The sequence below is a fragment of the Bradyrhizobium sp. AUGA SZCCT0176 genome (genome assembly GCF_018130145.1).
Classification (GTDB): Bacteria; Pseudomonadota; Alphaproteobacteria; order Rhizobiales; family Xanthobacteraceae; genus Bradyrhizobium.
Genome location: NZ_JAFCMB010000001.1, coordinates 128475 through 151342, shown reverse-complemented (window position 1 = coordinate 151342; position 22868 = coordinate 128475). Strand labels below are relative to the sequence as shown.

Here is a 22868-nt window from a genome sequence, read left to right as displayed (position 1 = left end):
GGGGGTCGAGATTATTGCTTGGCCAGCAAGGCCAACACCTCTCCCGCCGCCCGCTCCCCCGAATCCCTTGCCCCGTGCGCGGTCGAGAAGAACCCCGGCGAGGTTGCCTCTCCTGCAAAGAACAAACGTCCATCCACAGGCGCTGCCAGCACCGCGCGGTCGCCGGCGTGGCCGGGCAGGGCGTGGGAATACGAGCCGCGGGCGAAGGGGTCGTGGGCCCAGCGCGATTCCGCGAGCGGTTTTAGTTTGCGGCGGTAGTCGTTGCCGAGGAAGCCTGCGATCTCGTTGATGCTTTCGGCGGCCAGCGCGCCGGGGCCGGCATCTTCCAGCGATCGCGCAAAGCGGCCGCCGAAAAAGCCTTCGATGCAGGGCTGGCCGAACGGGCGCAGATGATAGGTGCCCATCGCGGTGCGCATGGTGGCGCCGCGCAGGCTGCCATCCTTCGGCAGCGCGTCGCCATCGCTAAGGGCCAGCATCACCTTGTCGGCGAGACCAAGCGGCAGGCCGCGCGCGGCGTCGAGCTTTGCCGGCAATGGCGGGTGAAAGCGGAGGGCTTCATCCGCGATCAGGTTGGTTGGAACGGTGACGATCACTCTGCCTGATATCAGCGTGCCCTGCGACGTCTCGACGCGAATGCGCTTTCCCGAATGGTCGATCAGCGTCACCGCGCAGTTGAGCGCCAGCGGGATCGAGGCGCCGTAGGCCGCGACCAGCGCGCCATAGCCGCGGCGGACGCGCCAGTTGATCTCGGTGTCTTCATAGGCGTCCATGTCCAGGATCGAGACCTGATCCAGCTCGCAGCCGTTGACGTAGGTCGAGATCGCGTCGATCATCGGATTCCAGCGATTGCCGGGCTCGAGACAGAGATCGGCGGCGCTGTCGCGGCCGCTTTGCCCGGCCTGCTGCGCGGCTTCCTCGGCGCGGTCATAGAAGGCGTCGAGCGCCCTCAGGAATTCCGCCCGCTGCTCAACCGGAAACGCCTTGTTGTGGGCCTGCTCGCGCCAGGGCGGGCGGTTCCTGTCGATTTCGAACTTCAGTTGCTCGGCGATCGGCACGAATGAATTTTCATCCGCCGAATGCAGCCAGCCGCAGCCGAGGTCGAAGGTGACGTCTGGTGCTGCCTGAATCGTATGGGCGCGGCCGCCGACGCGGTCGCGCGCTTCCAGCACGACATAGGAGAGGCCGGATTGCTTCAGCGCATGCGCGGCGCCCAGGCCAGCGGCGCCGGCGCCGATGATGGCAACATCGACTTCGGAGGGGAGGGTCGTCATGTCCGAGCCTCTAGCACGTTCGCCAGGGGGCCTGAAGCCGGTCCGCAGAGGGCTCCCGGTCCACGGCAGGCAGGGGAGGGATGCGGTTTTTGCATCGATCGGCCGGTCTCGGTCATTGCCGGCCGGCAGTGCGACATCTTTGCGAAAAGTGCGGCTTGTTTCTCCCCCTGTAGTTGTATTGAATAGATCATTCTCCCTGACGTCATTTCAGATCTGGATTTCAGCCATGGCCGAATTCGATCCCGCTACCGTACGGAAGAGAACCGCGATCCTTGTCGTTCATGGCATCGGCAGCCAGCGCGCGCTGGAAACGGTGCGCGGGGTGATACGGGGCGTCTGGCTGGACGAGAAAAACCCGGCCGACAAAGGCAAGCGGATCTGGACGCATCCGGAACGGGACGGCTCCGACATCGACCTGGCGGTGATGACGACGAACAGGGTGCCGGATTCACCGGATGGCCGCCTTGTCGATTTCCACGAATTATATTGGGCTCACCTGATGAGTGAGACCAAGGCCGTCGCGGTGCTGCTCTGGCTGTACGAGCTGGTCCGGAAGGGGCCGATCATGAAGCTCGGCATGAACGGGCTTTGGTGGGCAGCGGCTATTTTCCTGTGCCTGATGAATCTCTCCTTCGCGGTGCTGGTGTTGCAGGGCATTTTTCTGTTCTCGCAAAACAGCGCGCAAATCATGGTCGTTGCCCCATATCTTCTGCTCTTCGCGAGCTTGGTTCTTGGCTTTGCCGTGGCCAAGTCTTGGGGCGAGCGGGCATCCAGACTCGCCCGACCTCTGGCAATTTCGCTTGCATTGGGTCTGGTGCCCATTGCCGTTTACGTCGTTGTGGGAATTTGTTTCCCTGGCGGTGAGGGCAAGCCCGACGGTGCAGAGTTCTTGACTCAGATCGGGCTGCCGACGCTGATCGCGTTCCTTGCAACTCTGTTGATCATGGGAAAACAGGGCAAGCGAGCGTTTGGACGCGCGCTCATAATTTCGCTGATGATGTCCATCATCTTCATTGCTGCCGACCGGCTCTGGCATTGGGATGCGCCATTTACCTCAACCCTGATCAGAAGTTGGGTATGGGGACTGAACTCGCCGTGGAGCGTCGCGGCGGCGTCGGCCGTGATCGGGCTCTATTTGATCATCAATGCCGCATTCCTGCAGCCGTATCTTGGCGATGCCGCGCGCTACTTCCGCAATTCACCGGCCAATGTGGCGGTGCGCCGGGCGATCAGGAAGGAGGCCGTGGATCGGCTCGCAAACCTCCACGCGTCCGGCCAGTACGATCGCATCGTCGTCGTCGCGCACAGCCTCGGTACCGTCGTCGCCTACGACATGCTGCGCGCCTATTTCAGCCGGGTCTGCAATGAGTTGCCGCCTGTCGAAGAACTGGGCACGGATTTTGACGCCATCGATAGCGCCGCATGGCAGCCGGAAGACGCCAAGGCGACGATCGAGGACAAGAAGGCGTTGCGGATCAAGGCGCGCGCCACCATCGCCAGCATCGCCGCTGCCGCGGCGAAACCAATGCCCCAGCAGCACAAGCCCAAAAGCTGGCTGGTTACCGACTTCGTTACGCTGGGAAGCGCGCTGACCCACGCCTACTTCCTGATGTGCCTGGGCAAGACCGCGGCGGATCTGAAAGCCGAGGGAAGGCTGAATACCGAGCAGGATCTGAAGGATGATTTCGCCCGGCGCGTCGGGGAAAGAGAGTTTCCGACCTGCCCGCCGAAACGGCTCGATCGAGACGGCTTGCTGACCTTCACCAATCCGAAGACGCATAGGAAGCAAATTCACAACGGCGCGTTGTTCGGATTGACCCGGTGGAGCAACATCTATTTTCCCCGGCGTCAGCTGTTCTGGGGAGACGCCATCGGCGGCGCGCTATCGCCGATCTTCGGCTATCACATCGTCGATCTCGCGGTCTCGACCAGGAAGGCGGGGGGTGACGACTTCTTCACCCACACTGCCTATTGGGACGTGCGTCGTGCGCCCGACACCTGTCAGGCGCCGCATATCGTCACGCTGCGCAAGGCCATCGATCTGGCCGATACCGGCGCCGCCATCGACCTGGTCGACGAAGGCGACGATCCGAGCGCGCACGACGGGAATTGACGCAGTCGTTTACGCGGGCGGTGCTTAAGCCACCGCCTCCTTGGCCTTTTCCGCGCGCTTGCGGTCGTTGGCGTCGAGGAACTTCTTGCGCAGGCGGATCGACTTCGGGGTCACTTCCACGAGCTCGTCGTCCTCGATATAGGCCAGCGCCTTTTCCAGCGTCATGCGGATCGGCGGGGTCAGGCGCACCGCTTCATCCTTTGAGGTGGTGCGGATGTTGGTGAGCTGCTTGCCCTTGAGGATGTTGATCTCGAGATCGTTGTCGCGGGTGTGCTCGCCGACGATCATGCCCTTGTAGACCTTCCAGCCCGGCTCGATCATCATCGGGCCGCGGTCTTCCAGCTTGAACATCGCGTAAGCCACCGCTTCGCCCTGGTCGTTGGAAATCAGGACGCCGTTGCGGCGGCCCTGGATGTCGCCCTTGTAGTTGGCATAGCCGTGGAACAGGCGGTTCATGATCGCGGTGCCGCGGGTATCGGTGAGCAGTTCGCCCTGGTAGCCGATCAGGCCGCGGGTCGGCGCGTGGAACACGAGGCGCAGGCGATTGCCGCCGGAGGGGCGCATCTCCATCATCTCGGACTTGCGTTCGCTCATCTTCTGCACGACGACGCCGGAATGCTCCTCGTCGACGTCGATCGTGACTTCCTCGACCGGCTCCTGCCACTCGCCGGTGGCCTCGTCCTTCTTCAAGACGACGCGCGGGCGCGACACCGAAAGCTCAAAGCCCTCACGGCGCATGGTCTCGATCAGGATCGCGAGCTGCAATTCTCCACGGCCCGACACTTCCATCGAGTCCTTGTCAGCGGCTTCGGTGACGCGCAGCGCGACATTGCCTTCGGCTTCGCGCATCAGGCGGTCGCGGATCATGCGGCTGGTCACCTTGTCGCCTTCGGTGCCGGCGAGCGGTGAGTTGTTGACGATGAACGACATCGATACGGTCGGCGGATCGATCGGCTGCGCCACCAGCGGCGTCTCGACGCTGGGATCGCAGAAAGTGTCGGCAACCGTGCCTTTGGTCAGACCTGCGATGGCGACGATGTCGCCGGCTTCAGCCTCATCCAGGGTCGTGCGCTCGATGCCGCGGAACGCGATAATCTTGGTGATCCGCCCGGTCTCGATCAGCTTGCCGTCGCCGCCCAGCACCTTCACGGACTGGTTCGGCTTGATGGTGCCTGACGTGATGCGGCCGGTGATGATGCGGCCGAGATAGGGATTGGCTTCGAGGATGGTGCCGATCATCCGGAACGGGCCTTCCTCGACGGTCGGCGGCGCGACGTGGCGCAGGATCAGGTCGAACAGCGGCTGCATGCCGGCGTCGTGCGAACCATCCGGGCTATCGGCCATCCAGCCCTGCTTGGCTGATCCATAAAGAATCGGAAAATCGAGCTGCTCTTCGGAGGCGTCGAGTGCGGCGAACAGGTCGAACACTTCGTTGATGACTTCGGTCGGCCGTGCGTCGGGACGGTCGACCTTGTTGATGACGACGATCGGCTTCAGCCCGACTTTCAGCGCCTTGGAGACCACGAACTTGGTCTGCGGCAGCGGGCCCTCGGCGGCGTCGACCAGCACCAGCGCGCCGTCCACCATGTTCAGGATGCGCTCGACCTCGCCGCCGAAATCGGCGTGGCCGGGGGTGTCGACGATGTTGATGCGGGTGTCTTTCCACTGCACCGAGGCGGCCTTGGCCAGAATGGTGATGCCGCGCTCGCGCTCCAGGTCGTTGGAATCCATCGCGCGTTCGACCACGCGCTGGTTGTCACGGTAGGTACCGGATTGCTGCAGCAGCTTGTCAACCAGCGTGGTTTTGCCGTGGTCGACGTGGGCGATGATGGCGACGTTACGAAGGTTCATGGCTCTTCTTCTGGTCGTGCAATGGCTGGAGCGCGATCTCGCCGGAAAACCGGGACCCACTTTTCCGGATCGTGCTCAAAACCTGAAATGCGAAAGGGGCAACGGCCTCGACCTTGGCCCCAAAAAGGAAGCCCGGCCTAAAGGACCGGGCACACCTTACGCGTTGCGGCGCAATATAGTCAGAAAACGCCAAAAAACAATGATTTGTTTGGCATTTGGTTAGTCGATTTTCGGGCAATTGCCCGCTTAATTGCCCTTTTCGGGGTCCGGATAGACCCCCCGCAAAACCTCCTCGAAATGGCCCTTCACCGCCTCATTGCAGAGGCAGGACCGGATTCGCAGCGCATCGGCGTTGCGGACCAGGATCGAGCCGCGACGGGTCTCCACAATGCCCTCGGCCTTGAAGGTCTGGATCACCCGGCTGGTATAGCTGCGGCCGACCCCGAGCAAGGTCGCCAACTGCTCATGGGTCAGCGGCACCACTTCGTCGCCGTCGGCGCGTTCCATCGCCGAAATGATCCATTTCGCCGTGCGCTGCTCGATCGAGTGGATCGCGTTGCAGGCGGTGGACTGGAATATTTGCGCCAGCATGCAGTCGGCGTAGCGGGCAAAGATGTTGCTGAGCGTCGCCGATCGCTTCTTGGCGGCCTCGAGCCTGCCGACGGGCAGCCGCACGAACGGCCCGGCGAACTTGACCATGATACGGGTATAGGCCGGCAAAAAACCCTGGCTGACGATGCCGCCGACCGCGCCTTCGCGGCCTATCAGGATGGTCTCGACATCGCGGCCATCCTCATTGGGGACCAGGTAAGAGACGAGGCTCGGTCCGCAGGGGAAATGCACGATCTCGACGTCATCGCCGGGGCTGTATAGCACTTCGCCGGCATTGGCATCGACCTCGGCAAGGTTCGGCGCGACCAGGGCGAAATCGGCGGCGTTCAGACGACGCAGCAAATTGTTGAACGGCCGCACGCCGGCCGGCTCCTCGCGTCGCGTCTGCATCCAAGGTTCCTCTGTTCCCCAGGGGCACAATAACGAAGCTGTGCGCGTTTATATGTGCACTAGTGAACAGACAGCATAACTACGGTGTGGTGGTTTCAGTTCCGGAACCGATGGACGCGCTTCAAGGCGTCGTCGGGCCTCCTTCGGGCTTCGGCCCGGGCAACCGGACAAAAACAGTGAACCTGGGACTGACGCGTACAATGCAACCCGTCGCCGACGGCATGCCCAATGACGTCCTGATCGTCGAGGACGACCCGATCATCGCACTCGACTTCGAGGATACGATTCTCGGCTTTGGGGTGAAAACGGTTCGTACGGCCCAAAGCGTGGCCAAAGCGCTCGCCATGATCGCCGAACGGCCGCCCGATTTTGCGCTGCTCGACGTCAGCCTCGTCCGTGAAAAGAGCTTTGCGATTGCCGAACGGCTGGACGCGCTGAAAATTCCCTATGCCTTCGTCACCGGTTATGGCGCCGAAGTCAGGCTTCCGGCAGCTTTCGCAAACACGCCGCGACTGGCAAAGCCCTATTCGACCGAGGCGTTGCTCGCGTTGCTGAACGTCAGTCGCTGAGACGCCAACCGGCGCATCTGATCTATCGGCGGCGGATGCGTCCGCTTCCGGGCCGCCTGAATGGCTCACCCGGGAGCCGGTTCCGACTGGATCAGAACCGGCTCCCGCTTTTTGTTTTGACGCGTTTTCTACCGCAGATAAGTCTACGCAATCTGCGCAAAGCTTGATTGCTATGCGAACCGATTCCCACTTCGCTCGAAAACGCTACGTACGCTTCGGATCGAGCGTCGTCGACCAGAGTGCGACGTCGGCGCGATCGCGCAAGGTCACGATCATCTGTCCGGTCGCGCCGTCGATCTTGACGTGGCCGAAGAACTGCATGCCGGCCGACGGCGGCAGGTTCTGCTTGTCCGGCCCCGGCGCCTTGATGAACTTCACCTCGGGCCCAAACGTGTTGTCGAGTTCGTTCGGCCCGAACGTGCCGGCATGCAGCGGGCCGGCGACGAATTCCCAGAACGGATCGAACTCCTGGAACTGCGCCTTGTCCGGGTTGTAATAATGCGCGGCGGCATAGTGCACATCAGCGGTCAGCCACACCGTGTTGATGACGCCTGATGTCTTGATGAAGCGCAGGATATCAGCAATCTCGAGTTCACGGCCGCGCGGCGGGCCGTCCCCTTGCGCGAACGCCTCGGAGCCTTTTTTGTTGGTGGCATCGTCATAGACGATGATGCTGAGCGGCATGTCGGAGGCGATCACCTTCCAGGTCGCGCGCGAGTTCAACAGCCCGCGCTTCAGCCAGGCGAGTTGATCCGGTCCGAGGAAATAGCTTTCGGGACCGTAGCTGGTTTGCAGGTTAGGCCCGTTGCCGGCGCGATAGCTGCGCTCGTCCAGCATGAAGACGTCGAGATGCGGGCCGTAGTGAAGCGTGCGATAGAGCCGGCCCGGCTCCACAATGCTTTCTCGCATCGGATACATTTCGTGGAAGGCGCGGCCGGCGCGGGCGGCGAGCAGGCTGATGTCGCGTTCCTTGTAAGAGGCCGGCAACTGCTTCGACAGCGACCAGTTATTGGTGACCTCGTGGTCGTCCCATTGCACGAAGACCGGCACCTCGGCGTTGAAGGCGCGCACATGCTCGTCCATGAAATTGTATTTGTGGGCCGCGCGAAACTCGTCGAGCGTCTCGGCCACCTTGGCCTTTTCTTCGATGGTGACGTTCTTCCACACCTTGCCGTCGGGAAGCTTCACCTCGGACCTGATCGGGCCGTCGGCATAGACGGTGTCGCCGGAATGCAGCAGGAAATCCGGGCGGTGCTTGCGCATGGTGGCGAAGGTGAACATGCCGCCGTCGTCGGGGTTGATGCCCCAGCCCTGTCCCGCGACATCGCCGCCCCAGACGAAGTTGACATCGCGGCGATCGGCCGGCGCGGTGCGGAAGCGGCCGACAACGGCCTCGCTCGCGATGTCGATATGCGACAGATCGCGAAACCGCACGCGGTAGAAGATCTCCTGTCCCGCGGGCAGGTTTTCCAGCAGCATCTTGGCGGTGAAATCGCTCTCGGGCAGCGCTGCGATCGGCGGCAGCGCCCGGGCATTGGCAAACGACTCCGTGGTCGCGACCTCGACCACCATTTGCGAAGGACGGTCGGCGCGCGCCCAGACCACGCCGCCATCGGCGCCGACGTCGCCGGATTGCACGCCATGGCTGATGACCGGCCGGTCGCCGGCGCGGCTGAGATAGGGCATCGCGATGACGCCAAAGCTCGTTGCCGCGGTGGAGGAGAGAAACTTTCGGCGGGAAATTCTAACGGTCATACGAACCTCTTTGCGGGTCTGAGAGCACGCGTGTCGAAGACTTCGTCATTCCGGGAAGGTGCGCTGGCACCAGACCTCAGATGCGCAACTGCGCATCTGGAGTTCGATGCTTCGCATCGCCCCGGAATGACGGAATCCTCTCGTCGCGTGAGCTGGCTTTAGAAAAATTCCATGACGGCCGAATTACAGGAATGCCGGCTCAGGCGCCGGCGGCCCGGAACTGCGCGCTGGCCCGTTGCAGGTTCTGCGGCATGCTCATCAAGAGCGCCTTGCGGTCGGCGACCGCGTTGTGGAACTGTTCGAGCGCGATGTTGAAGGTGGTCAACGCGCCCTCCTCGACGGCGCCGTGTTCGAAACACTCCAGCATATGGCGCAGGATGCCGTCGGCTTCCGTCTGCATCTGATCAAGCTCTTCCCCTGAATCGCAGTTGCGTGCCGCGGTGAGCAAATCGAGCAGCCGGTCGCGCTGCGAATTGCTGGCAATGCGCTCGTCCTTCTTCAGGTAGCCCGCGAACCAGGCGCCGGCAGAGCCCATCGCCGAGAGCCCCATCAGGCCCCACCAGATGAAATCGCTGTAGCGTTCGAAGAAGGTTTTTTCCTCGCCATCGACAAAGGCGGCCGCGCCGGGATGCGCCGGGATATTGGCATCCTTGTCGGTGTCCGGCGTCTCGATCTTGGCGGCGAGCGGAAATTCGTTCTTCAGCGTTTGCCTTATCGCAAACAGCTGCCGGGTAAAGATCGCGATGGTGGAGTCGGATACGCCCTTCCGCGCCACGATGTGATGCGAGAAGCTGATGGTCTTGACTTCCTCTTCCGGCTTGGCCGGCGCGCCGCCAAAGGTCCCGGCGGGAATCTCGGAAGACTCATAGGCCGGATGGTTTTGCGCAATCGCTTCCGCCGAATCGATCGCCAGGAAGGTCGGCGTGCCGCCGTCGCGCATCGAGGCTGCGATCGCATCGGACGTGATCTTGCTGTTGAGCGGGCCCGCCGCGAGATAGACATCCGCCTTCTGGTTGCGTATGGCCTCGACGGCTTCGGTGACCGGAAACTGCACGATCTCGACCTTGGCCGGATCGAGGCCATATTGCTGCAGGATCACCTTGAGCAAATTGACGTTGGCCTCGGTGCGGCCGACGACGCCGACGCGATGTCCGCCGAGCTGCGTGATTTTGGTGATTGCGGGCGCGGCCTTCTTGCCCTTGGCCTTGGCTTTACTGGCGGGTGGCACCCAGAGGACCACGACATTCTTGCGCAGCGTCGCCACCGCCTGCGCGTTTTTGGGCACGTCGAGGTCGCCCCGGATAATGGCGAGATCGGCCTTGCCGTCGCCGAGCAGCTTGGCGCTCGCCTGCGCGCTGTCGGTCTGTGTCGGACGCAGCCGAATTGGACCGTGCGGCTGGTTGTTGAGGGCTTGCGTCAGTGCCTGAACCACCTTGAGGTCGTCGCTGTTGGCCGGGCCGACCGCGATCCGCAACGTCACCGGCCGCGTCGCAATGTGATAGCCGGCCGCCGCCACGCCGATGATCGCCAGAACGCCGGCCAGCATCACGAATGCCAGCCGCCGTCGCGCCGAACGGGGCGAGGGGGGAGGCAGTGCTGCTTCGGCGGGATGAGGGCCGTCGGTCATCAATTCCTGAACAATCGTTTGCGGTTCGATCTTCGGTTGCCAACGTGCTTACACCGGGCATTCTAGCAAATTCCTCGCCGGCCCGTGGTTACATCTCCGTCATGGTTACCGGCACCCGAGCGGCCATTGGACGCGCCTTTCCGTCTTAATTTGGGCGGGGATCCCGCGGGGGCCCATCGGTGTTAGGGTAAAGCTGGTGTCAAACGCGGGAGGCGAGCATGGCGGAACGGCTGTCGGCAGAAGCGCGGAAATCGGCGCTGGCGGAACTTTCCGGCTGGTCGGAGACGCCCGGCCGCGAGGCGATCGCGCGAACTTTTACCTTTAAGGATTTCAACGAGGCGTTCGGGTTCATGTCCCGCGCGGCTTTGGTGGCCGAAAAGAACGACCATCACCCGGAATGGCGCAACGTCTACAAAACGGTCGAGGTGGTGCTGGCCACCCATGACGCCAATGGCGTCACCAAGCTGGACATCGAGCTTGCGGCCGCCATGAACGCCATCGCCAAACAGCTCGGCGTCTCCTGAAGCTGTCTTCGGCTTCTCCTGAGCGCCGGCCTTGAAGTGATCTTGCAGCAGCGATCTTGCGGCGGCGGCTGGACATCCCCAATTCTTGGACAGCCAGCCGCGTCGATCCGCCGCGCCTGTCTTGAGGGAGCGCCGTCATGGCAACGTCCGAACACAGCGTGGGTTTTGAACCGGCCGATCGGCTGGCGCAGGACCGCGAAAGCGTGCGCCGGCGCTTCTGGAGCAAGCTGAAGCGGGTGGTGGCGAAGCTTCCCTTCGCCGAGGACCTGCTCGCGGCCTATTACTGCGCGTTCGACAAGCAGACGCCGCGCCATGTGCAGGCGGCGCTGCTCGGCGCCATCGCCTATTTCGTTCTGCCGTTCGATTTCGTTTCCGACGTGCTGCCGGTGCTCGGCTTCACCGACGACGCCGCTGTCCTGGCCACCGCCATCCGCCTGGTTGCCAATTATATCACTTCGGAGCACCGCGACGCCGCGCGCGCTGCGCTGAAGCGAGGCGTCGGGAAGGACGACGCGGAATAGTCCCGCATCGACGTCCGCCACCGGGCATCGCTTGCGGCGATCCCGATGACGTCTGAGGTTTCCTACTTCTGCGATCCGGGGCGAACTTGCGCGCGCGCGTTCCGTTCGGTTTCCCAGGCCTGAAACTGCTTGAACAGCGTCTCGCGGTCGGCATCGGTCTTGATGTTCGCCGCGGTAGTCGGGCTCTGCTTCAGGAATTCATCGAACCGGGTACGCGCGACCGCTTCGACGTTGTGGGTCTTGAGCCATTGCTCGGCGACCGGCAGCCGCTGCCAGTCGGGCAGTGGCGCCGACAGCGAGACTTCCCTCCACTTCGGATGGAAGGGCGGATTCTGGAAGGTCGGGAATTTGGTGAAGAACGCATCCACGAACTGCGACAGCTTGCGATAGCGCTCGGTGTTCGGCGCCCAATTATAGGCCGCGAGCACCGCCGGCACCGCGATGGTGTCGACGCGATCGTCGCCCGAAATCAGGTTGGGATAGTCCTTCGACGACAGGCTGGCGGGCAGATAGTCCTTCTGCAGCGGCTTCTCGTAATTCACCGTCACCAGATGGAAGCGGTCGTCCTTGAACGTGCTGACGGACTTGTACGGTTTGCCGCCGCAAACGATCACGGCGTCGATTTCGCCGGCCTTCAATTTCTCCAGCGCGATGCGTTGCTCGACATAGACTACCTTCGGCTTCATCCCAAGCCGTTCGAACACGGTCAGCGCAGTCACGAACGTGCCGCCATTGGGAAGGTCGACGCTGACGGTCTTGCCTTCGAGGTCCCTTAGGCTGCGGACCGATTTCGACGCGATCACGTGCATCTCTTCATTGTAGAGCTTGGTCACGTAGGTGAACTGCTTCTTGATATCCTTCGCAAAGCCCTTGCGTTCGAGATAATCGAGCGTGTCGGAGCGGACGATGCCGAGATCGACACCCTGCAGGAACAGGATGTCCGCCACGCTCTGCACGGAACCGCGCCCGACGATGGGCAGTACGCGCAACTTGTTGCCATCGTCGAGCACGGAAGCGAGGTCGGCGCCGAACTGCACGTAGGTGCCACCGATCGTCCCCGACATCAGCGTCACCGTGTTCGAGTTCAGGCTCTGCTTGGTGGCGACAGAACCGAACTGGAAAATAGCCTTCAGACTCTCGCTGACCTTGGCCGGATCGTATTCGGTTTGCTGGGCCTGGGCTTGGGCCTCGGCCGTCAGACCGCAAGCCATCATGATGGCAAATACTGCCATTCCAAACAGTCGTCGCATTTGTTGTTCCCCTGCGTGATGTCGCGTGATGCGCGGTCGTAAGCGATGCGTGCCGGTGATCCGGTTCTGAAGATGCCTAGTTTTGAATCTGGCTGAGGCGCCGCTTGGCGTCGGAGGAGCCGAGCTGGGCGGCCTTCTGGTACCAAAGCCGCGCCATCGCCGGATCGGGCGTGATGCTGCGCATGTCCTGCTTGCCCAGCACCTGCGGATCATAGGTCCCCGCCAGCATCAGCGCGGCGTCGGCCTCCTGCGCGTCCGCCGCACGCTCGAGCAGCAACCGGGCGGAGGTGATATCGCCGATCGCGAGCAGGCCCTTCGCCCGCTTCAACAGGACAGCCAGTTCATCCGAATCGATGCGCCGTGCCGCTGGTGCAGGTTCGGGGGCCGCCGGTTCGATCGCCACAACCTTGGTCTTGATGGCGCTCTGGTAGGCCGCGGTGATTTCGTCGCGTGACGGTGAAGCGGATGCCAGTGCAACGAGCGGGACACGCTGTGCGGTCGCCGCATCCGGCGTTGCCGGCGGTGCCTCGGGATTCGCAGGCTGGGCCGCGACGCGCGGTGTCGGCGGCGCGGCGTCCTGTTGTGCGGCGCCTGACGGGGCGGGCGCTGCGCTGGCCAACGAAGCCTTGGCGTTGACGATGACGGCGCGTGTCGAATCGAAGGAAAGCAGCGCGAGAACGGCAGCCACGATGGACAACGCAAGCGCACCGGTCACGATGCGCGATGCGCGCGCTCGTCGTTTCTTGCCGCCTGCGAAGGAGTATTCGGGCGGTTCTTGATAGAAGGGCAGATCCTGATAGCGCTCTTCCGGTTGATAGCGCTCATCCTGTCGGTGGCGCGCATCCTGCTGGCTGGCGAGAAAAAGCGGCACCGGGTCGTCTGCCAGATGATCTTTCTGGACCAGCGGGTCGGGCTTGCGTGCTTCTGACCGCAGAAATTGATGCGTCTCATACAATCCGGGATCACCGATCGCTTCGCCTAATCTTGCGAACGGATCTCCTGATTGAACCTGCCTTGTACTCTCCACCATGGCGATGCTTCCCCGCTACCAAAACGCAACAACGGGAGGCCGGCATCTTTTTCTTGTTGTTATCGGTGTCCGGAAACCCGTTTACTGGGCGGTCTATTCGCATGCCGAATGGGTTGAAAAAACGACGCATGCCCGCTCGAATCGGGAGACATTTTGTTCTGATTGCGGCGAGCTGACGCAATCCAGAGATTTAAGATTGTATATCGTTAGCGCGCAATCGCCTTGGATGAAGGCATTTTCAGCATCGCGCGCCGAGCAAGGCGCAGGCGCGCCATTGCCAAAACGGGCCACGTTGCGCGCGGCCCGTTCGATGTTTTGCCGAACGATGATCGTTAAAAACAGAAGTGACGTTGAATGAAGCGCGACCGCTGTCGCGCATCATCACGGATGCAGAATCACCTTGCCCATCGCCTTGCGGCCGGCGAGCACTTTCAGCGCTTCGGCGGTTTGCGCCAGCGGGAAGGTGCGGTCGACATGCGAGGAGATCTTGCCTTCCGCGGTCCACTTCACGAGCTTCTCCAGATTGGCGCGGTTCTTCTCCGGGTTGAGCCGGGCCCAGGCGCCCCAGAACACGCCGCGGATATCGCAGCCCTTGAGCAGCGCCAGATTGAGCGGCATTTTCGGAATGTCGCCGGCGGCGAATCCGATCACCAGGAAGCGGCCTTCCCAGGCGATCGAGCGCAGCGAGGCCTCGGCGTAGGTGCCGCCGACCGGATCGAAGATGATGTCGACGCCCTTGCCGCCGGTGAGGCGCCGCAAGCCCTCCTTGAGATCTTCCTTGCTGTAGTTCAGGCCAAGCTCGGCGCCGTGCGCTTTCGCAAATTCGAGTTTTTCATCCGAGGAGGCGCAGGCGATCACCTTCAGGCCCATCAGCTTGCCGAGCTCGCAGGCGGCGAGGCCAGTGCCGCCGGCGGCGCCGAGCACGGCCATGGTTTCGCCGGGCTTGAGGCTGGCGCGATCTTCCAGCGCATGCAGCGCAGTGCCGTAGATAATAAAAATTCCGGCGGCGCGATCGAAGTCCAGATTGTCGGGAATCTTCACGATCGAGTTGGCCGGCAGCGCGATCTTTTCGCGCGCGCCATTATGGCCGCAGGAGGCTGCCACGCGGTCGCCGACCTTCAGGTCGGTGACGCCACTGCCTACGCTTTCGATCACGCCCGCGACTTCGGCGGCCGGCGAGAACGGGAACGGCGGCTTGATCTGGTACTTGCCCTGGATCATCAGGATGTCGAAGAAATTCAGCGCCGCGGATTTGATCGCGATCACAGCCTCGCCCGGTCCGGCGACGGGATCGGGCACATCGGCCAGCACGAGGTCGTCGGGCTGGCAATATTGCGAGCAGAGAATGGCTTTCATGGACACACCTGATGTTAGGACGCACAAGGAAAGGCTGAATGCTTCTTGCCGGATTTGACGCCGGGCTACAATCCGATTCGGTGCTTAGGACGCGCATAGCTATCTGCCGTCATTGCGAGCGAAGCGAAGCAATCCATCGCTCCGCAAAAAAAGAAAGAATGGATTGCTTCGTCGCTTTGCTCCTCGCAATGATGAGGGGATAGGGAGTGAAACAATGTTTGAAAAAGGCCTGCTGGCGGGAAAGCGCATTCTGGTCACCGGTGGCGGCTCCGGGCTTGGCGCCGCGATGGGGCGGCGCTTTATCGAGCTCGGGGCGGAACTCATCATCTGTGGCCGCCGGCTCATATTGCTGGAGGCCACGGCAACCCAGATGCGCAGTGAATTCGGCGGCAAGGTTTCCGTGGCGCGCTGTGATATCCGCGACGGCGCGGCGGTCGATGCGATGATGGATCAGGTCTGGCGCGAGGCGCCGATCGACGTGCTGGTCAACAATGCTGCCGCGACCTTTCTCGCGCAGACCGAACATCTGTCGTTCCGCGCGGCAGACGCGATCCTGGGGCCGACGCTGCACGGCACGATGTATTGCACGCTCGCGGCCGGCAAGCGCTGGATCGAGGGCGGTCATAGAGGCGTGGTCCTGAGCATCCTCTCGACCTCGACCATCACCGGCCGCGCCTTCACGGTGCCATCGGCGATGGCGAAGTCCGCCATACTGGCGATGACGAAGAGTCTGGCGGTGGAGTGGGGGCCGAAGGGCGTTCGCACGGTCGCGATCGCGCCCGGTGCGTTTCCGACGCCGGGCGCCTCTAGCCAGCTTCGCCCCGAGGGCCGCGACGAGAGCTGGGCGCACCGCAATCCGCTCGGCCGCGCCGGCGAGCATGGCGAGCTCGCCAATTTGGCGAGCTTCCTGATTTCCGACCATGCCGGCTACATCAATGGCGAGATGGTGGTGCAGGATGGCGGCTCGCATTTGCGTAGTTCCGGCGCCGAAGACCTGCTGCAATGGACCGACGCGCAGTGGCAGAAGCAGCGCGATGGCCGTACCAAAGGCTAACTCCGCAAGAGGCGCGCGATACCTCCAACATGACCGTGGATACAGCGGCTGGACAGCTCGTAAGTGCCTTCCCAAAAAGGCATTTCCCGGTTATCCATGGTTGACGGCCCGACCCGTCGCCGGGCCATCTTCCAGTCACAATGATGAGGGAACCAGTTGTCCGTGCGGCAGATACTGACATCCCTTGTTCTGAGTGCGTTGCTGTGCGGGGCTTCCAGCCTTGCGCAAGCGCAGAGTGCTGCGCCGAAGGGCGCCAAAGACGCTGCCAAGCCCGCGGCATCGGAAAAGCCCGCGGCCGCTGCTAAGTCTGCCGCCAAGCCTGAGTCGGCGGCAGCCGCCGCGGCCGGTGGCGCGGAGCCGACCCTGATCGGCCAGTTCGGAACCTGGGGCGCCTACACCGCGACGCCGAACGGCAAGAAGGTGTGCTTTGCGCTGGCCAAGCCATCCTCTTCGAAGACCAATCCGCCTAACCGTCCGCGCGATCCGGCCTATGCCTTCGTCTCGACGCGCCCGGCGGAAAAAGTCATCAACGAAGTCTCGGTCATGATCGGCTACGCGCTGAAGCCGGGCTCGGAATCCTCGCTCGAGGTCGGCGGCGCGTCGTATGCGATGTACACGCAGGGCGACGGCCTCTGGATCAAGAACGCCGCCGAGGAAGAGCGGATGGTCGATGCCATGCGCAAGGCCGCCGACGTCACCGTCAAGGGTGTCTCGGCCAAGGGCACCGAGACCACCGACACCTTCTCGCTGAAGGGGCTGTCGCAGGCGCTCGACAAATTGGCGCAGGATTGCCGGCGTTAACCTAGCTTTTAGCCCGAAACTAACGCATTTCGTGGCTTTCCAGCGGACGCTGGAAGGCCTATTTGATGGCTCATGACCGACACCATGACCAGCGCGACCGCGGCTACTTCCGGGGCTAATGCTCCTTTGGAGAAGATTCCGCTCGAAACCTATGTGCCGCCAGCCAAACCATCGCTGATCGGCCTCTCGCGCGCGGAAATCGCCGACCGGCTCGGCGAGATCGGCGTTCTGCCCGCGCAGCGCAAGATGCGCACCCAGCAGCTCTGGCACTGGATGTATGTCCGCGGCGCCAAAGACTTTGATGCGATGACCAGCATCTCCAAGGAAATGCGCGCGCAGCTGGTGCAGCATTTTACCGTCGATCGTCCCGAAGTGGTCGCCGAGCAGGTCTCCAACGACGGCACCCGCAAATGGCTGCTGCGGCTGCCGAGCGGCAATGCCCTCGAGAAGGCACATGAAGTCGAGTGCGTCTATATCCCCGAGACCGATCGCGGCACGTTGTGCGTTTCCTCGCAGGTCGGCTGCACGCTGACCTGTTCGTTCTGCCACACCGGCACGCAGCGGCTGGTGCGCAATCTCACCGCGGGCGAGATCGTCGGCCAGATCATGGTGGCCCGCGACCGCCTCAACGACTGGGCCGATCGCGAGACCCCGACCGGCAGCCGCCTCGTCACCAATGTGGTGATGATGGGCATGGGCGAGCCCTTGTACAATTTCGACGCCGTGCGCGATGCGCTGCTGATCGTGTCAGACAATGAAGGCATCGGCATCTCGCGCCGCCGCATCACGCTGTCGACCTCGGGCGTGGTGCCCAACATCGTCCGCGCCGGCGACGAGATGGGTGTCATGCTGGCGATCTCGCTGCATGCGGTGCGCGACGAATTGCGCAACGAATTGGTGCCGCTCAACCGCAAATACCCGATCGCCGAATTACTGCAGGCCTGCCGCGATTATCCGGGCTCGTCCAACGCGCGCCGCATCACCTTCGAATATGTGATGCTCAAGGGCGTCAACGATTCCATGGATGACGCGAAATTGCTGGTGAAAATGCTCAAGGGCATTCCGGCCAAGATCAATCTCATTCCGTTCAACCCGTGGCCGGGCACCAAATATGAATGCTCGGACTGGGACCAGATCGAAAAATTCTCCGAGTATATTTTCAACGCCGGCTATTCCTCGCCGGTGCGCACGCCGCGCGGCCGCGACATCCTCGCCGCCTGCGGTCAGTTGAAATCGGAAACCGAAAAATTGTCCGCGCGCGAGCGGCAGGCGCTGCGCGCGATGGCGATGACGGATTGAGTTGACCGATATCAAATTCGTCATGGCCGGGCTTGACCCGGCCATCCACGTCTTAACGTGGTCTCAGCGAAGCAAGACGTGGATGCCCGGGCATAGGCGAGCGGAAGCGACGCCGTCCTTCAGACGGCTAAGCCCGGGCATGACGGTGGAGAGGTTCGTGACCGAGCAGCGACGCAATGACGGATTGATGCTATGGCGCTGATCGGCCGCTTCTTCGTCATCCTGTTCGGATTCCTGTTCGCCTGTCTGGCGGCGGGGATGATCGTGGTCGGCGCGGTGCTGTATCCCGAATTCAGCGATCTCGGCGCAGGGCCGATCGATCAGGGCGCGATCAATGTCGTGCTCGGCTTCGGCTTTATCTTCCTGTCCGGTTTTGCACTGTTGCCTGCGCTGATCGTGGTGCTGATCACCGAAGCGTTTTATGTCCGGGGCGTGCTGACCTATGCGATCGGCGGCGCGCTGGTAGGCTGCGCCTGCTATCTCGGTCTGGTCCCGTTCGATCCCGAAACGATGCGCTTTGACGGCATCGTCCGCCGCCATCTCGAAATCATGACCGGAGCGGGCATCGTCGCGGGTCTGGTCTACTGGTTGATCGCGGGTCGCTCCGCCGGCTTATGGCGCGAACCGCCAAGACCTTTGCGGCCGCCACCGCCGCTGCCGGCGCACTCACGGCCGCATCCGTGAGCCTTTTCAAGACCCATCCCCTCGGTTAAACACCGCGCCATGAACCGGACCGGACTTTTCATCGCGCTGGGGCTGGCGCTCATTATCGGACTGCTGTTCGGGATTTTCCCTGAACTCGATCTGAAATTGGCGGCGTTGTTCTACGATCCCGCGACCCATTCGTTTCCGTTGAAGCAGAGCTGGCTCGCCGCCATCGCCCGCGACGCCGCGATGTGGATCGCGTGGGCGCTCGCATTGCCGTCGCTCGCGGCCATCGTGGTGAAGATGGTGCGGCCGGATTTGCCGATGTTCATTCGCGCGCGAACCGCGGTATTCCTGCTGAGCACCATTTTGCTATCTGCGGTCGTTCTCACCAACCTCACCTTCAAGAGCTATTGGGGCCGGCCGCGGCCGGTGGTGGTGACGCAGTTCAATGGGCCGCAGGAGTTCGTGCCGTATTGGGATCCGCGCGGCACCTGCGGGCGCAACTGCTCGTTCTTCTCCGGCGAGGGCGCCACCGCGTTCTGGGCCTACGCGCCCGCGGCGCTGACGCCCCCGACGTGGCGGCCGTTGGCCTATGTGGCGGCGACCCTGTTCGGGATCACCACCTCTGTGCTGCGGATGGCGTTTGGCGGGCATTTTTTCACCGATGTGGCGGCCGCCGGCCTGGTGAGCTTTCTGGTGATCTGGCTGGCCCATGGCTGGCTATACCGCTGGCCGTCGACCCGGGTCTCGGATTCGGCCGTCGAGACCGCATTGGCCCGCCTGGCCCGGCCCTGGAACCGTCTGACCAAGGGCTCGCGCCAGCCGGGCTGAGCCATCCCGGCCAGCTGCTGCCTCGTGCTATTAAAGGCGTGCCGACAAGCGCAAAGTTTGATATTCGCGCACCCAAAGCCGCAAACGACATCCACCATTTCGACCGATTGGAAGCACGATGAGCACGATCCTGAAGAGCCTGCCCAAAGGGGAAAAAGTCGGCATCGCTTTTTCGGGCGGCCTCGACACCTCAGCGGCGCTGGTGTGGATGAAGCAAAAGGGCGCACGCGTCTTTGCCTATACCGCCAACCTCGCCCAGCCTGACGAGGCCGACTACGAGGAGATTCCGCGCAAGGCGCTCGAGTTCGGCGCCGAAAAAGCCCGCCTGGTGGATTGCCGCACGCAATTGGTCCACGAAGGCATCGCCGCCATCCAGTCCGGCGCCTTCCACGTCTCGACCGGCGGCAACACCTATTTCAACACCACGCCGCTTGGTCGCGCGGTGACCGGCACGATGCTGGTCGCGGCCATGAAGGAGGACGGCGTCAACATCTGGGGCGATGGCTCCACCTACAAGGGCAATGATATCGAGCGGTTCTATCGCTACGGCCTTCTGACCAATCCGAGTTTGCGGATTTACAAGCCCTGGCTCGACCAGCAGTTCATCGACGAACTCGGCGGCCGCGCGGAAATGTCAGCGTTCATGACCGCCAACGGCTTTGCCTACAAGATGAGCGCCGAAAAGGCCTACTCGACCGACAGCAACATTTTGGGCGCCACCCACGAGGCCAAGGATCTCGAAAGCCTCGACACCGGCATCAAGATCGTCAATCCGATCATGGGTGTGCCGTTCTGGCGCGACGACTGTGCCGTCAAGGCCGAAAAGGTTGTCGTGCGTTTTGCGGAGGGCCAGCCCGTCGCGTTGAACGGCCAGACCTTCGCCGATCCGCTGGCGCTGTTCCTCGAGGCCAACGCCATCGGCGGCCGGCATGGCCTTGGCATGAGCGACCAGATCGAGAACCGGATCATCGAGGCCAAGAGCCGCGGCATCTATGAGGCGCCCGGCATGGCGCTGCTGCACATCGCCTATGAGCGCCTGGTCACCGGCATTCACAACGAAGACACCATCGAGCAATACCGGATCAGCGGCATGCGCCTCGGCCGGTTGCTGTACCAGGGCCGATGGTTCGATTCGCAGGCCCTGATGCTGCGTGAGACCGCCCAGCGCTGGGTGGCGCGCGCCGTTACCGGCGAGGTCACGCTCGAGCTGCGCCGTGGCAACGACTACTCGCTGCTCAACACCGAAAGCCCGAACCTGACCTATCAGCCGGAGCGGCTGAGCATGGAGAAGGTGGAAGACGCGGCGTTCACGCCGGCCGACCGTATCGGCCAGCTGACCATGCGCAACCTCGACATCACGGACACCCGCGCAAAGCTGAAGCTCTATTCGGACACGGGCCTGCTATCGAGCGGGGATGGTTCCGAGATCTTCAAGCTCGGGAACGACAAGGACTGAACCTGCGAGGCCGGACTTTGTTTGGCGCCTCTGCACCGCTGCGGCCCGCCGTTACATAGCTGTCATCCGGGGTGGATAGAACTGGTCACCTTCACTTCTTGCTGAGCAATGGCTGTCGCTGTCCCGCCGGCAAGCACGCGCGGAGCCCGAGATTGATCAAGCCAGTCACCGTCATCACCCTCGCCGTCCTGTTCTCGGCATCGCCGGTTGTTGCCCAAACAGTTTATCCGATTGACCGTGCCGAAATTCTCTCCGGCGCGCGGTTCGACTTCAAGGTCGAATTCCCTGACCGGGTCGACCAGTCGAAATTGAAGGTAACGGTCAACGGCGAGGACCATGCCGCCGTGTTCGGTCGGTCCGCAACGTTTATCGAGCGTGAGGACGGCAAGGACCAATCCGCGCTGATGCTTCGCGATGTCGAGCTGGCAAAGCCCGGCCCGTTCGTCGTCGAGGTCAGTGACGGCACGAAGAGCCGCAAGGTGACGTGGATGATCTACGACACCGGGCCGCGCAAGGCGAAGAACGTGATCCTGTTCATCGGCGACGGAATGTCGCCCGCCCATCGCGTCGGCGCGCGGCTGCTTTCCAAGGGCATTGCGGAGGGCAAGAGCCTCGGCAAGCTTGCGATGGACGACATGCCGCATACGGCGCTGGTGGCGACCGCCGGCTCGGATTCGATCATCACCGATTCGGCAAACTCGGCCAGCGCCTATTCCACCGGCCACAAGAGCGCGGTCAACGCGATGGGCGTCTATGCGGACCGCACCAGAGACGCGTTCGACGATCCCAAGGTCGAAACCATCACGAGCCTTGCCAGGCGCCGGCTCAAGATGAGCATCGGTATCGTGACCACCACCGAAATCGAGGACGCCACGCCGGCGGCGATGGTGGCGCATACGCGCCGCCGGGCTGCCTATGATGAGATTGTCGAGCAGCTCTTTGTGGCGAGGCCCGACGTGTTGCTGGGCGGCGGCAGTGCGAACTTCCTGCCGAAGTCGGCGGCCGGATCCAAGCGCAAGGACGAGATCGATTATATCGCCCGGTTCCGCGAGGCCGGTTATGCCCTGGCGACGACCGCAGGCGAACTCAATGCGTTGGCGGCCAAACCCGAGACGCGGCAATTGCTCGGGTTGTTCGCCACGGGAAATATGGACGGGGCGCTGGATCGCAAATTCCTCAAGGGTGGCGGCGTCAAGAAATTTCCCGAGCAGCCCGACCTGACCGAGCAGCTCCAGGCCGCGCTGAACGTGCTGTCGAAAAACGAGGCCGGCTTCTTCTTGATGGTGGAATCCGGATTGATCGACAAATACGCGCATGCCCTCGACTTTGACCGCGCCGTCTACGACACCATCATGCTCGACAATGCGGTGCGGCTCGCCCGCGACTGGGCGAGCAAGCGCGGCGACGACACCCTGATCCTGGTGACGCCGGACCATAACCACCCCAACGCACTGGTCGGCACCATCAATCACGACATGAGCACGACATCGGAAGCGCCGATGCGCGAGCGCGTCGGCGTCTACGACAAGGCCGGCTTCCCGAATTACCCGGCGCCCGATGCCGACGGCTATCCCTCGCGCGTCGACGTCAGCCGGCGGCTCGCCATCTTCTCGGCCAGCCTGCCCGACCATTACGAGACCTTCCGCCCCAAACTCGACGGCCCGAACGACCCGACCATGAAGGGAGACGATGACGGAACCTTCAAGGCCAACGAAAAGTACAAGGGCGTTCCCGGCGCCGTGCTGCGGCCCGGCAATCTGCCGGCGATGATGAACGCCAGCGTGCATTCCGGCGAAGACGTCATCCTGACCGCGACCGGGCCCGGCAGCGAACGGGTCAAGGGTTCGATGGACAATACGGAAGTCTTCCGCGTGATGGTCGACGCGCTGGGGCTTGCCGCTGCGAAATGA

Annotated in this window: 20 protein-coding genes and 1 pseudogene; 13 read left to right on the top strand and 8 right to left on the bottom strand. The window is 62.8% G+C overall.

Annotated features, from left to right (window positions below; translation table 11 throughout):
• Positions 1-11 precede the first annotated feature (11 nt).
• Entirely contained in the window at positions 12-1271 is a 1260-nt protein-coding gene (locus tag JQ600_RS00745) for an NAD(P)/FAD-dependent oxidoreductase (protein WP_212389451.1), read from the bottom strand.
• A gap of 115 nt (positions 1272-1386) precedes the next feature.
• Here JQ600_RS00745 and JQ600_RS00740 point away from each other — a divergent pair, with 115 nt between their 5' ends.
• A complete protein-coding gene (locus JQ600_RS00740; RefSeq protein ID WP_212489629.1) occupies positions 1387-3384 on the top strand; it encodes an efflux RND transporter permease subunit in 1998 nt (665 codons plus the stop codon).
• A gap of 24 nt (positions 3385-3408) precedes the next feature.
• Here the strand turns inward: JQ600_RS00740 and typA are convergent, their stop codons facing one another.
• Positions 3409-5235, bottom strand: a complete 1827-nt coding sequence (gene typA / locus JQ600_RS00735) for a translational GTPase TypA (protein ID WP_212389449.1) — start codon at positions 5233-5235, stop codon at positions 3409-3411.
• On the opposite strand from typA, the gene JQ600_RS00730 reads away from it, so the two are divergent.
• Positions 5234-5458 (top strand): hypothetical protein, encoded by a 225-nt coding sequence (locus JQ600_RS00730; RefSeq protein WP_192739380.1) that lies wholly within the window; start codon positions 5234-5236, stop codon positions 5456-5458. The two genes, typA and JQ600_RS00730, sit on opposite strands and share 2 nt — an antisense overlap.
• A 23-nt stretch (positions 5459-5481) precedes the next feature.
• Here JQ600_RS00730 and JQ600_RS00725 read toward each other — a convergent pair whose 3' ends face one another.
• Positions 5482-6237 (bottom strand): Crp/Fnr family transcriptional regulator, encoded by a 756-nt coding sequence (locus tag JQ600_RS00725; protein WP_212389448.1) that lies wholly within the window; start codon positions 6235-6237, stop codon positions 5482-5484.
• A 200-nt stretch (positions 6238-6437) separates the two neighbouring features.
• On the opposite strand from JQ600_RS00725, the gene JQ600_RS00720 reads away from it, so the two are divergent.
• Positions 6438-6806 (top strand): response regulator, encoded by a 369-nt coding sequence (locus JQ600_RS00720; protein ID WP_212035748.1) that lies wholly within the window; start codon positions 6438-6440, stop codon positions 6804-6806.
• Positions 6807-7010: 204 nt separating this feature from the next.
• Here the strand turns inward: JQ600_RS00720 and JQ600_RS00715 are convergent, their stop codons facing one another.
• Positions 7011-8561 carry an alkaline phosphatase gene (locus JQ600_RS00715; RefSeq protein WP_212489628.1) on the bottom strand — a complete coding sequence of 517 codons (1551 nt, stop codon included), beginning with the start codon at positions 8559-8561 and terminating at the stop codon, positions 7011-7013.
• A gap of 199 nt (positions 8562-8760) precedes the next feature.
• Positions 8761-10188 carry a TAXI family TRAP transporter solute-binding subunit gene (locus JQ600_RS00710; protein WP_212268661.1) on the bottom strand — a complete coding sequence of 476 codons (1428 nt, stop codon included), beginning with the start codon at positions 10186-10188 and terminating at the stop codon, positions 8761-8763.
• A gap of 209 nt (positions 10189-10397) precedes the next feature.
• Here JQ600_RS00710 and JQ600_RS00705 point away from each other — a divergent pair.
• Positions 10398-10712, top strand: a pseudogene (locus JQ600_RS00705) (4a-hydroxytetrahydrobiopterin dehydratase); the annotation flags it as partial.
• Positions 10713-10849: 137 nt separating this feature from the next.
• Positions 10850-11233, top strand: coding sequence for a YkvA family protein (locus JQ600_RS00700; protein WP_212268663.1), 384 nt, complete (start codon positions 10850-10852; stop codon positions 11231-11233).
• 62 nt (positions 11234-11295) lie between these two features.
• Here JQ600_RS00700 and JQ600_RS00695 read toward each other — a convergent pair whose 3' ends face one another.
• Both JQ600_RS00695 and JQ600_RS00690 read right to left on the bottom strand, forming a co-directional pair.
• Positions 11296-12483, bottom strand: a complete 1188-nt coding sequence (locus tag JQ600_RS00695; RefSeq protein WP_212268664.1) for a TAXI family TRAP transporter solute-binding subunit — start codon at positions 12481-12483, stop codon at positions 11296-11298.
• Positions 12484-12559: 76 nt separating this feature from the next.
• On the bottom strand, positions 12560-13438 hold the full coding sequence (locus JQ600_RS00690; RefSeq protein ID WP_212389446.1) for a hypothetical protein: 879 nt from the start codon (positions 13436-13438) through the stop codon (positions 12560-12562).
• Between the two features lie 73 nt (positions 13439-13511).
• Here JQ600_RS00690 and JQ600_RS00685 point away from each other — a divergent pair, with 73 nt between their 5' ends.
• A complete protein-coding gene (locus tag JQ600_RS00685) occupies positions 13512-13871 on the top strand; it encodes a hypothetical protein (RefSeq protein WP_212389445.1) in 360 nt (119 codons plus the stop codon).
• Between the two features lie 23 nt (positions 13872-13894).
• Here JQ600_RS00685 and JQ600_RS00680 read toward each other — a convergent pair whose 3' ends face one another.
• Positions 13895-14869 carry an NADPH:quinone oxidoreductase family protein gene (locus JQ600_RS00680; protein WP_192739371.1) on the bottom strand — a complete coding sequence of 325 codons (975 nt, stop codon included), beginning with the start codon at positions 14867-14869 and terminating at the stop codon, positions 13895-13897.
• 214 nt (positions 14870-15083) lie between these two features.
• On the opposite strand from JQ600_RS00680, the gene JQ600_RS00675 reads away from it, so the two are divergent.
• From JQ600_RS00675 to JQ600_RS00645, 7 genes are all read left to right on the top strand, one after another.
• Positions 15084-15923 carry an SDR family oxidoreductase gene (locus tag JQ600_RS00675; RefSeq protein WP_212389444.1) on the top strand — a complete coding sequence of 280 codons (840 nt, stop codon included), beginning with the start codon at positions 15084-15086 and terminating at the stop codon, positions 15921-15923.
• Between the two features lie 162 nt (positions 15924-16085).
• Entirely contained in the window at positions 16086-16724 is a 639-nt protein-coding gene (locus JQ600_RS00670) for an invasion associated locus B family protein (RefSeq protein WP_312011010.1), read from the top strand.
• 84 nt (positions 16725-16808) lie between these two features.
• Positions 16809-18023 (top strand): 23S rRNA (adenine(2503)-C(2))-methyltransferase RlmN, encoded by a 1215-nt coding sequence (gene rlmN, locus JQ600_RS00665; protein WP_212268688.1) that lies wholly within the window; start codon positions 16809-16811, stop codon positions 18021-18023.
• Positions 18024-18215: 192 nt separating this feature from the next.
• The gene (locus JQ600_RS00660; RefSeq protein ID WP_212389443.1) at positions 18216-18707 is read left to right on the top strand and encodes a hypothetical protein; all 492 of its coding nucleotides are present in this window, start codon (positions 18216-18218) and stop codon (positions 18705-18707) included.
• Between the two features lie 39 nt (positions 18708-18746).
• Complete coding sequence (locus JQ600_RS00655; protein WP_212389442.1) at positions 18747-19502, top strand: phosphatase PAP2 family protein; 756 nt, start codon at positions 18747-18749, stop codon at positions 19500-19502.
• A gap of 118 nt (positions 19503-19620) precedes the next feature.
• Positions 19621-20958, top strand: coding sequence for an argininosuccinate synthase (gene argG / locus JQ600_RS00650; protein ID WP_212389441.1), 1338 nt, complete (start codon positions 19621-19623; stop codon positions 20956-20958).
• Positions 20959-21110: 152 nt separating this feature from the next.
• Positions 21111-22868: an alkaline phosphatase gene (locus JQ600_RS00645; protein ID WP_212389440.1), complete on the top strand. Its 1758-nt coding sequence runs from the start codon at positions 21111-21113 to the stop codon at positions 22866-22868.

Excerpts from the sequence above, each read along its gene's own strand:
- argG (WP_212389441.1), top strand. The coding sequence starts at position 19,621 with ATGAGCACGATCCTGAAGAGCCTGCCCAAAGGGGAAAAAGTCGGCATC.
- JQ600_RS00695 (WP_212268664.1), bottom strand. The coding sequence starts at position 12,483 with ATGCGACGACTGTTTGGAATGGCAGTATTTGCCATCATGATGGCTTGC.
- JQ600_RS00710 (WP_212268661.1), bottom strand. The coding sequence starts at position 10,188 with ATGACCGACGGCCCTCATCCCGCCGAAGCAGCACTGCCTCCCCCCTCG.
- rlmN (WP_212268688.1), top strand. The coding sequence starts at position 16,809 with ATGACCAGCGCGACCGCGGCTACTTCCGGGGCTAATGCTCCTTTGGAG.
- typA (WP_212389449.1), bottom strand. The coding sequence starts at position 5,235 with ATGAACCTTCGTAACGTCGCCATCATCGCCCACGTCGACCACGGCAAA.
- JQ600_RS00730 (WP_192739380.1), top strand. The coding sequence starts at position 5,234 with ATGGCTCTTCTTCTGGTCGTGCAATGGCTGGAGCGCGATCTCGCCGGA.
- JQ600_RS00680 (WP_192739371.1), bottom strand. The coding sequence starts at position 14,869 with ATGAAAGCCATTCTCTGCTCGCAATATTGCCAGCCCGACGACCTCGTG.
- JQ600_RS00660 (WP_212389443.1), top strand. The coding sequence starts at position 18,216 with ATGGCGCTGATCGGCCGCTTCTTCGTCATCCTGTTCGGATTCCTGTTC.
- JQ600_RS00655 (WP_212389442.1), top strand. The coding sequence starts at position 18,747 with ATGAACCGGACCGGACTTTTCATCGCGCTGGGGCTGGCGCTCATTATC.
- JQ600_RS00700 (WP_212268663.1), top strand. The coding sequence starts at position 10,850 with ATGGCAACGTCCGAACACAGCGTGGGTTTTGAACCGGCCGATCGGCTG.
- JQ600_RS00675 (WP_212389444.1), top strand. The coding sequence starts at position 15,084 with ATGTTTGAAAAAGGCCTGCTGGCGGGAAAGCGCATTCTGGTCACCGGT.
- JQ600_RS00685 (WP_212389445.1), top strand. The coding sequence starts at position 13,512 with ATGGCGATGCTTCCCCGCTACCAAAACGCAACAACGGGAGGCCGGCAT.
- JQ600_RS00720 (WP_212035748.1), top strand. The coding sequence starts at position 6,438 with ATGCAACCCGTCGCCGACGGCATGCCCAATGACGTCCTGATCGTCGAG.
- JQ600_RS00745 (WP_212389451.1), bottom strand. The coding sequence starts at position 1,271 with ATGACGACCCTCCCCTCCGAAGTCGATGTTGCCATCATCGGCGCCGGC.
- JQ600_RS00725 (WP_212389448.1), bottom strand. The coding sequence starts at position 6,237 with ATGCAGACGCGACGCGAGGAGCCGGCCGGCGTGCGGCCGTTCAACAAT.
- JQ600_RS00715 (WP_212489628.1), bottom strand. The coding sequence starts at position 8,561 with ATGACCGTTAGAATTTCCCGCCGAAAGTTTCTCTCCTCCACCGCGGCA.